8 protein-coding genes and 4 tRNA genes are annotated in these 7,529 nt (G+C 62.8%); all 12 read right to left on the bottom strand.

Translation table 11 applies throughout. From position 1 onward, the window contains the following. On the bottom strand, positions 1 to 156 hold a 156-nt coding region (locus tag ABW22_RS04675), incomplete at its 3' end, for a GTP-binding protein (protein ID WP_059752405.1). A gap of 161 nt (positions 157 to 317) precedes the next feature. Further along, positions 318 to 392, bottom strand: a tRNA-Thr gene (locus ABW22_RS04670). Between the two features lie 47 nt (positions 393 to 439). Then, positions 440 to 513 (bottom strand) — tRNA-Gly (locus ABW22_RS04665). Positions 514 to 541: 28 nt separating this feature from the next. Beyond that, a tRNA-Tyr gene (locus ABW22_RS04660) sits at positions 542 to 626 on the bottom strand. Positions 627 to 696: 70 nt separating this feature from the next. Then, a complete protein-coding gene (gene ychF / locus ABW22_RS04655; protein ID WP_059752402.1) occupies positions 697 to 1,788 on the bottom strand; it encodes a redox-regulated ATPase YchF in 1,092 nt (363 codons plus the stop codon). After that, positions 1,785 to 2,381 carry an aminoacyl-tRNA hydrolase gene (pth, locus tag ABW22_RS04650; protein ID WP_059752400.1) on the bottom strand — a complete coding sequence of 199 codons (597 nt, stop codon included), beginning with the start codon at positions 2,379 to 2,381 and terminating at the stop codon, positions 1,785 to 1,787. The genes ychF and pth overlap by 4 nt, the downstream gene beginning before the upstream one ends. Before the next feature lie 40 nt (positions 2,382 to 2,421). After that, a complete protein-coding gene (locus ABW22_RS04645) occupies positions 2,422 to 3,042 on the bottom strand; it encodes a 50S ribosomal protein L25/general stress protein Ctc (protein ID WP_202813910.1) in 621 nt (206 codons plus the stop codon). A gap of 86 nt (positions 3,043 to 3,128) precedes the next feature. Next, positions 3,129 to 4,079, bottom strand: a complete 951-nt coding sequence (locus ABW22_RS04640; protein ID WP_059752397.1) for a ribose-phosphate pyrophosphokinase — start codon at positions 4,077 to 4,079, stop codon at positions 3,129 to 3,131. Positions 4,080 to 4,148: 69 nt separating this feature from the next. Continuing rightward, a tRNA-Gln gene (locus ABW22_RS04635) sits at positions 4,149 to 4,223 on the bottom strand. Between the two features lie 7 nt (positions 4,224 to 4,230). After that, positions 4,231 to 5,118: a 4-(cytidine 5'-diphospho)-2-C-methyl-D-erythritol kinase gene (ispE, locus tag ABW22_RS04630; RefSeq protein WP_059752395.1), complete on the bottom strand. Its 888-nt coding sequence runs from the start codon at positions 5,116 to 5,118 to the stop codon at positions 4,231 to 4,233. Further along, the gene (lolB, locus tag ABW22_RS04625; RefSeq protein WP_059752392.1) at positions 5,115 to 5,669 is read right to left on the bottom strand and encodes a lipoprotein insertase outer membrane protein LolB; all 555 of its coding nucleotides are present in this window, start codon (positions 5,667 to 5,669) and stop codon (positions 5,115 to 5,117) included. Before lolB ends, ispE begins: the two co-directional genes overlap by 4 nt. After that, complete coding sequence (locus ABW22_RS04620; RefSeq protein WP_059752390.1) at positions 5,669 to 7,450, bottom strand: tetratricopeptide repeat protein; 1,782 nt, start codon at positions 7,448 to 7,450, stop codon at positions 5,669 to 5,671. The genes lolB and ABW22_RS04620 overlap by 1 nt, the downstream gene beginning before the upstream one ends. Positions 7,451 to 7,529 lie beyond the last annotated feature (79 nt).

Genomic DNA, 7,529 nt, shown 5'->3' with positions numbered 1-7,529 from the left:
GCTGTCAATCTCGTCGTATTTCTTCGCCGCACCGCCATACTTCTTCGCCAAAATGGTGGTGATCGCCGCGGTCAAGGTGGTCTTGCCGTGGTCAACGTGACCAATGGTGCCAACGTTTACGTGCGGTTTGGTCCGCTGGAATTTTTCCTTAGCCATTTCAAGTACCCTCAATTTTGCACAAGAATGATGCGGTCAATCACGATCAGCACCCGACTACCGCTTTTAAATCAACCCAATACTTCAATACCGGGGCGCCGATACAATTCAAACGGCACCTAAAACAGGCGCACCACTTTACTTATACGACACCTAAAAACTGGTGCCCGCGGACAGAATCGAACTGTCGACCTCTCCCTTACCAAGGGAGTGCTCTACCTCTGAGCTACGCGGGCGCAAGGTTTTGACATGTAGCACGTCAAAACACAAAACCCTTACAAACTGGAGCGGGAGAAGGGAATCGAACCCTCGTCATAAGTTTGGAAAACTTCTGCTCTACCATTGAGCTACACCCGCTTCGCCCTGCTCGAAAATTGCAAAATTCTGGTGGTGGGGGAAGGATTCGAACCTTCGAAGGCAGAGCCGTCAGATTTACAGTCTGATCCCTTTGACCGCTCGGGAACCCCACCCAAACGAAGCGCGAGATTATAGGGCTTTTCGGAATCGCGTGTCAATTATCCCTTGAGTAAATTAACCAATTCACACATTGAACAAGAAATTCAGGACATCGCCATCCTTGACCACATATTCCTTGCCCTCGGCGCGCATCTTGCCCGCCTCCTTGGCGCCCTGCTCGCCCTTGCCGGCAACGAAGTCATCAAAGGCAATGGTCTGCGCGCGAATGAAACCCCGCTCGAAGTCAGTATGGATCACCCCTGCCGCCTGCGGCGCGGTATCGCCCTTGTGGATGGTCCACGCCCGCACTTCCTTCACCCCGACGGTGAAGTAGGTCTGCAGACCGAGCAGATCATAGGTGGCGCGAACCAGCCGATTGAGCCCCGGCTCGTCCCAGCCAAGCTCTTTCAGGTATTCCATGCGGTCTTCCGGCGACAACTCCTGCAATTCGGCCTCGAGCGCCGCGCACACCGGCACCACCGGCGCACCCTCCTTGTCGGCAAATGCGCACAAGGCATCGAGCATGGGGTTGTCGTGAAAACCGTCTTCGCTGACGTTGGCGACATACAGCGTGGGTTTCACCGTCAACAGACACAGCGGCTTGATCGCCTCCAACCCCTCTGCGTCGAGTCCGGCTGCACGTGCGGGACGGCCTTCGTTCAGCGCAGCCAGTACGGGCTTCAAGGCCTCCGCGATGACTTTCGCGTCCTTGTCGCCCCCACGCGCAGCTTTTTCATACCTGATCAACGCTTTTTCAGCACTCGCCAGGTCAGCAAGCGCCAACTCAGTGGCAATGGTTTCGACATCAGACAGGGGGTCGATCTTGCCCGCAACGTGGATCACGTTGTCATCTTGAAAACAGCGCACCACGTGGCAGATCGCGTCGGTCTCGCGAATGTTGGCGAGGAACTGATTGCCCAGGCCCTCCCCCTTGGAGGCGCCCGCCACCAGGCCGGCGATGTCGACGAATTCAACAATCGCCGGCACGATGCGCTGCGGTTTGGCGATCTCGGCCAACTGCGCCAGACGCGGATCCGGCACCTCGACGATGCCGGTATTCGGCTCGATGGTGCAAAACGGATAGTTTTCCGCGGCGATGCCCGCTTGGGTCAGCGCATTGAACAGGGTGGATTTTCCGACGTTGGGCAGGCCAACGATGCCGCATTTGAGACTCATGGTTTTTCCTGGGGTTTGGGGGGGGCTGATTTGGTGTTGGCGCGCTGGATGGCCGCATTCCACTCGCCTTTTTCGATCAGCGGCCACACATCGAGCGCGCGCTCGATGGCGGCGTCGATGTCGGCCTGCTCCTCGAGGCGCGGCGGCTTGAGGACGTAGTTGACGACTTCGTTGCGGTCGCCCGGATGCCCGATGCCGATGCGCAACCGCCAGTAGTCCTGGGTGCCGAGATGCGCGGTGATGTCCTTCAGGCCATTGTGGCCGCCCATGCCACCACCAAACTTGAGGCGCAACTGGCCCGGCGGAATGTCGAGTTCGTCGTGCACCACCAGAATCTCGTCCGGCGCGATGCGGTGAAAGCGCGCAAGCGCAGCGACCGCCTGGCCGGAACGGTTCATGAATGTCTGCGGCAGCAGCATCCGCGCCGACCCGGGGCCACGACCAACGATGCCGTGAAAGCGCGATTCCAGCGCCAGCGGCACCCCGCGAGCTTGTGCGAGACGCGCGCAAAACCAAAACCCGGCATTGTGCCGGGTTTCTTCGTAGTCGCGCCCCGGGTTACCGAGGCCGACAATCAGGCGGGGGACCGTCATGACGACTCGCAACGCAACCACAGGCGGGCTGCGTTAAGACTCAGGCTGCGGGTGCAGCAGGCGCCTCGGGCGCAGCTTCGTCTGACTTCATGCCTTTGGGCAGCGTGATTGCCGCCACCGCCGGGTTCTCGTGCTGAATGTGCACAACGAGTTCCACGCCCTCGGGCAGCGTGAGGTCGTTCGCATGAATGGAATGACCGATTTCCATCGCGCCCATGTCCACAGCGATGAACTCGGGCAGATTACCCGGCAGGCAGGTCACATCGACCTCAGTCACCACATGGCTGACTTTGCCGCCACCGGTTTTAACGCCCGGCGCAGTCTCCTCATTCAGGAAGTGCAGCGGGACCTTGACGTGAATTTTGTGTGTTTTGTCGACGCGCTGAAAGTCGATGTGCAGCACTTGCTGCTTAAAGGGGTGCCATTGCGTGTCACGCAGCAGCACGGACTCTTTGGCACCATCGACATTCAGCGTCAGCACGGAAGCATGGAAAGACTCCTTGCGCAGCGCGTGATACAGCGTGTTGTGATCGAGCTCGATCTGCACCGGGGCAGCGGTGGCACCGTAAACGATGCCGGGGACCTTGCCCGCGTGACGCAGACGGCGGCTCGCACCCGTACCTTGCAATTCACGCTTGGCGGCAATGATTTCGATTTCCATAATATTTCTCCAATAATCTACTCAATGATGCATGTCCAGATGGAATATGCATGAAAGCCCCCGCGACCAGGGGCACTCGGCCAGCCCTACTCGATAAAGAGCGAGCTGACGGAATCTTCGTTGCTGATGCGGCGGATGGTTTCCGCTAACAGTTCAGCCACCGACAATTGCCGGATTTTCGTACAGGCGCGCGCATCGTCGCGCAGCGGAATGGTGTCGGTCACCACCAGTTCGTCGAGCGCGGAATTGGTCACGCGTTCAGCGGCGCTGCCGGACAGCACGGCATGGGTGCAATACGCCATCACCTTTCTGGCGCCATGCTCCTTCAGCGCGTTGGCCGCCTCGCACAGCGTGTTGGCGGTGTCAACCATGTCGTCCATGATGATGCAGGTGCGATCCTTGACGTCGCCGATGATGTGCATCACCTTCGCCACATTCGGCTTCGGGCGCCGCTTGTCGATGATCGCCAGATCGCACTCGAGACGCTTGGCAATTGCCCGCGCCCGCACCACCCCGCCCACATCGGGCGACACCACCACCAGGTTCGGATGGTCACGCTTCCAGATGTCGCCCAGGAGGATCGGGCTGGAATAGATGTTGTCGACCGGAATGTCGAAAAAGCCCTGAATCTGGTCGGAGTGCAGGTCCATCGTCAGCACCCGGTCGACCCCTACGCCCTGCAGCATGTTGGCCACCACCTTGGCGGTGATCGCCACCCGCGCCGAACGGGTGCGACGATCCTGGCGTGCGTAGCCGTAATACGGGATGGCGGCGGTGATGCGGCCGGCCGAGGCGCGCTTCAGCGCGTCGATCATCACCATCACTTCCATCAGGGTGTCGTTGGTCGGCTGGCAGGTCGACTGCAGCACGAACACGTCCTTGCCGCGAACGTTCTCGAGGAGTTCGACCATCACTTCACCATCGGAAAAGCGCGACACCGTGGCGCGGCCGAGATGAATATTGAGATGGCGCACCACATCGCTGGCAAGGCGCGGGTTGGCATTCCCGCTGAACACCATCAGGTTGTCTATGGACACACGCGTCTCCGGCGATTGGGATCCGACACAACAACAAAAACAGCCGCCACCGGCGGCTGTTCGCTTAACTGGCTGGGGAGGTAGGGATCGAACCTACGAATGTCGGAATCAAAATCCGATGCCTTACCACTTGGCGACTCCCCAATAGGTACTACTCAGCGCAACAGTCGACCAGCGGATGCCTGTCGAGCCCCTGCGCCACAAAACCCTGCATCGTTTCGGGCAACCGGCTCAACACCTCGCGCGCATCGTTTTCCGTTGCAAACGATGCAAACACGCAGGCACCCGAACCGGTCATGCGCGCCTCGCCGAATTGCCCTAAAGGACTCCGATCCGCTACGCGCTGTTGCGCGTGCTGAATCGTATGCGCCAGCCATTCGAGATGACGGGCGACTTCAGGATAGCGACTGATGACCACGGGCTGCAGGTCGTTACGACCCATGCCTGCGGAAAAGCGCGCTATTTTGAGGGGTGGCGAGTTGCGTGTCAATTCCGGCGCAGCAAAAATTACAGCCGTCGGCACCTGCACCGGCGGCGTCAGCACCACATACCACGCCGGCGGTGCGCTCACCGGGCGCAGGATTTCGCCCACCCCCTCGGCAAACGCGGTCTGGCCGAACACGAATACCGGCACGTCGGCGCCCAATTGCAGGGCCAGTTGTTGCAGGGCGGCACGCGGCAGATTGACTTGCCACAGGCGATTCAGGGCCAGCAGCACGGTGGCCGCATCCGAACTGCCGCCGCCTAGGCCACCACCCATCGGCAATACCTTGTCGAGCCGGATGCTCACCCCGGCGCCGCGCGGAGCATGCGCCTGCAGCAGGCGCGCCGCGCGCACGGTCAGGTCGTGGTCTTCCGGCACCCCTGGCAGGTCGCCCTCACGCACCACCCGGCCGTCGTCGCGCAGCGCCAGGTGCACGGTGTCGGCGCGGTCGATCAGGCGGAACACGCTCTGCAGCAGGTGATAGCCGTCGGCGCGCCGGCCGACAACGTGCAGGAACAGGTTAAGTTTGGCGGGTGCGGGGTAGGCGTGGCTCATTCGGCCTGCCAACTGTCCGCCACCAGGCGGATTTGCAGCCCCTCACGCGCCACCGCCAGCCTGCGCGGACGCCCATCGGCGGCGTATTGCAGGTAATCGATCACCCAGCCGTTCTGCTTGAGTTGCGCGAGACGGCCGGCGGCGTCGTGCGTGGCCTCGAAAACGCTGCCGGGATCGGGGCGCGCCTGCACCCACCATGCCAGGCCCGCCACCGGCAGCGTATAACCGAGCGCCTCGCGCGTCAGGGATTCGGCATCGGGCGCACGGCGTGTGGGCTGGTTCGGCACCTCGAGCGCAACCCCGTCGGCGTCGCGCACAATGCGCGCCACCCCCTGCCCCAGCGGTGAAGTCAGCAACACCTCGTCCGTTGCCACGCTGTGCTGCCAGTGGATTTGGCCCGACAGGCTCTGCTCGCCCGCCTGGACGCCAATGCGCCCCTGCAGCGTCCAGTTGGCGGACAGCGGCGGGACGGCATCGGCAGAAAGAGGGGGGGGCATCGTCGCGCAACCGGCTGTCAACGCCAGCAGCAACACTACAGCCAGACGCCCCATCAAGGTTTCAGCCGGCGCAGGGTTTCCAGCAGCACTTCGTTCTGCGGATGGGTTTGCAGGCTGGTCTGCCACAGCTTGCCAGCCTCGTCGCGCAGCCCACGCGCCCACAGCACCTCGCCCAGATGCGCCGCGATTTCGGGGTCGGGACGCACCTTGTAGGCGCGTTCCAGATATTCCTGCGCGCGCGCCAGATTGCCTGTGCGGAATTGCGCCCAGCCCACGCTATCGAGAATGAAGGGGTCTTCCGGCGCCAGCGCCAGCGCCTTGTCGAGCAGGGTGATCGCTTCGGCCAGGCGGTCGGTACGGTCGGCCAGCGTGTAGCCCAGCGCGTTGTAGGCCTGCGCATCATCGGGGCGCAGTACGATCACGCGACGCAGGTCGGCTTCCAGCACCTCGAGCTTGTCGAGATTTTCCGCCACCATGGCACGGTCGTACAGCAAGTCCGCCGAATCGGGAAATCGCTTGAGCCCTTCCGACAACACTGCGAAAGCCGCCGCGTGTTCCTTGCTGTCGCGCAGCAGTTCGGCCTGCGCCTGGATCAGCCGCACGTTTTGCGCGTCGTTTTCGCCCCGCGTGAACGCCAGCAGCGCGCGCGCCTCATCCAGTTTGCCCGCGCGCGCCAGCAGCGCCGCCTGACGCGCGCGTGCCGGCACCAGGTAATTGCCGGTCGTGACCTCAACATAATGGGTCGCCGCCATCTCGGGCTGCTTCATTTGTTCAGCCACCTGGCCCAGGTAGTAATGCACCATGTCGGGGTCGCGCGGGTTGTATTCCAGGGTCTGGGTCAGTAAATCGCGCGCCACGTCGACATCGCCCATCTGCAGCGACAACAGGCCAGCGGCAAAGCTGACTTCGGCATTGCGCGGGAAATCGCCCGTCAGGCGGGTGAATTCGGCGCGCGCCTCGGTGAACTGGTTGGCATTGACCAGGGTGCGCGCATAGGCCAGCCGCACTTCGCGCGCGCCGGGGTGGCGTGCCAGAAAATCACGCATGAAGGCCAGCGCATCGGGGCGGGACGTTTTCGCCAGCATCTGCGCGCGCAGCAGCGCGCCCGGCTCCCAGCCGGGACGCAGATCGTCGGCCTGCTGCAAGGCGACGAGCGCCTCCTCGACACGCCCAGCACTGGCCGCGGCCTGGGCGACCGCAAAGCGCGCTTCCGGCAAGGTGGGATGATCGGCGGCCAGGCGCTCGACCAGTTCCAGTGCCGCCCGGGTGTCGCGCAGCCTGCCCATCAGCGCCGACAGATGCAGAAAGCCGTTGGCACTGTCCGCTTTCAGCAGGGTGCGCAGAATCGGTTCGGCCTCGCCGAGGTTGCCGTCGTTCAGCAACAGCGCCGCCAGCGTCTGCTGCGCGCGTTCCGAACCCGGCTCGGCCGCCGCCCACAGGCGGGCGGACTCAAGTGCGCCGGCCTGATCGCGCGCAAACATCGAAACCTCAACGGCACGGCGGGCAATGCGCGGATCCTGCGTCTGCCGCGCCAGGTCGAGATAGGTCGACTGGGCCACGCCCATCGCGCCGCGCTGGCCGGCCACCTCGGCCACCAGAAACTTGAACAGGATGTCGGGGGTGAGCGGCTGTTTGGGCAAGGCGGCCTGGGCTTGGGCCAAGGCCCGGGCTTCTGCCTCAGCCTCAAGGTCAGCAGCAGCTTCGACCACCGCCTCGGCAGGCTGCTGCGCTTGCGATTCCACCGCCACAGGTTGCGACGCCTTGACGCCGGGCTGGCTGCACGCGGCCGCGAACAGCAGCGCTGTGTAGAGGGGAAGGGTTTTGAGGTGTGCCATGTTGTGCCTTGTCGGTGGGGTTGCCTGCCACGATTCTAAGCGTTCGAGGCCTGCCTGCAAGTTAGGTTCAGACGCGCGG

It is taken from the genome of Thiobacillus denitrificans (genome assembly GCF_001530125.1).
GTDB classification, from domain to species: Bacteria; Pseudomonadota; Gammaproteobacteria; order Burkholderiales; family Thiobacillaceae; genus Thiobacillus; species Thiobacillus denitrificans_C.
Note: the sequence above shows the minus strand (reverse complement) of the source record. Positions and strands in the feature narration are given on the sequence as shown.

Coding starts and splice junctions, on each gene's coding strand:
- ispE (WP_059752395.1), bottom strand. CDS start 5,118: ATGAGCCACGCCTACCCCGCACCCGCCAAACTTAACCTGTTCCTGCAC.
- ychF (WP_059752402.1), bottom strand. CDS start 1,788: ATGAGTCTCAAATGCGGCATCGTTGGCCTGCCCAACGTCGGAAAATCC.
- lolB (WP_059752392.1), bottom strand. CDS start 5,669: ATGGGGCGTCTGGCTGTAGTGTTGCTGCTGGCGTTGACAGCCGGTTGC.
- ABW22_RS04620 (WP_059752390.1), bottom strand. CDS start 7,450: ATGGCACACCTCAAAACCCTTCCCCTCTACACAGCGCTGCTGTTCGCG.
- ABW22_RS04645 (WP_202813910.1), bottom strand. CDS start 3,042: ATGGAAATCGAAATCATTGCCGCCAAGCGTGAATTGCAAGGTACGGGT.
- pth (WP_059752400.1), bottom strand. CDS start 2,381: ATGACGGTCCCCCGCCTGATTGTCGGCCTCGGTAACCCGGGGCGCGAC.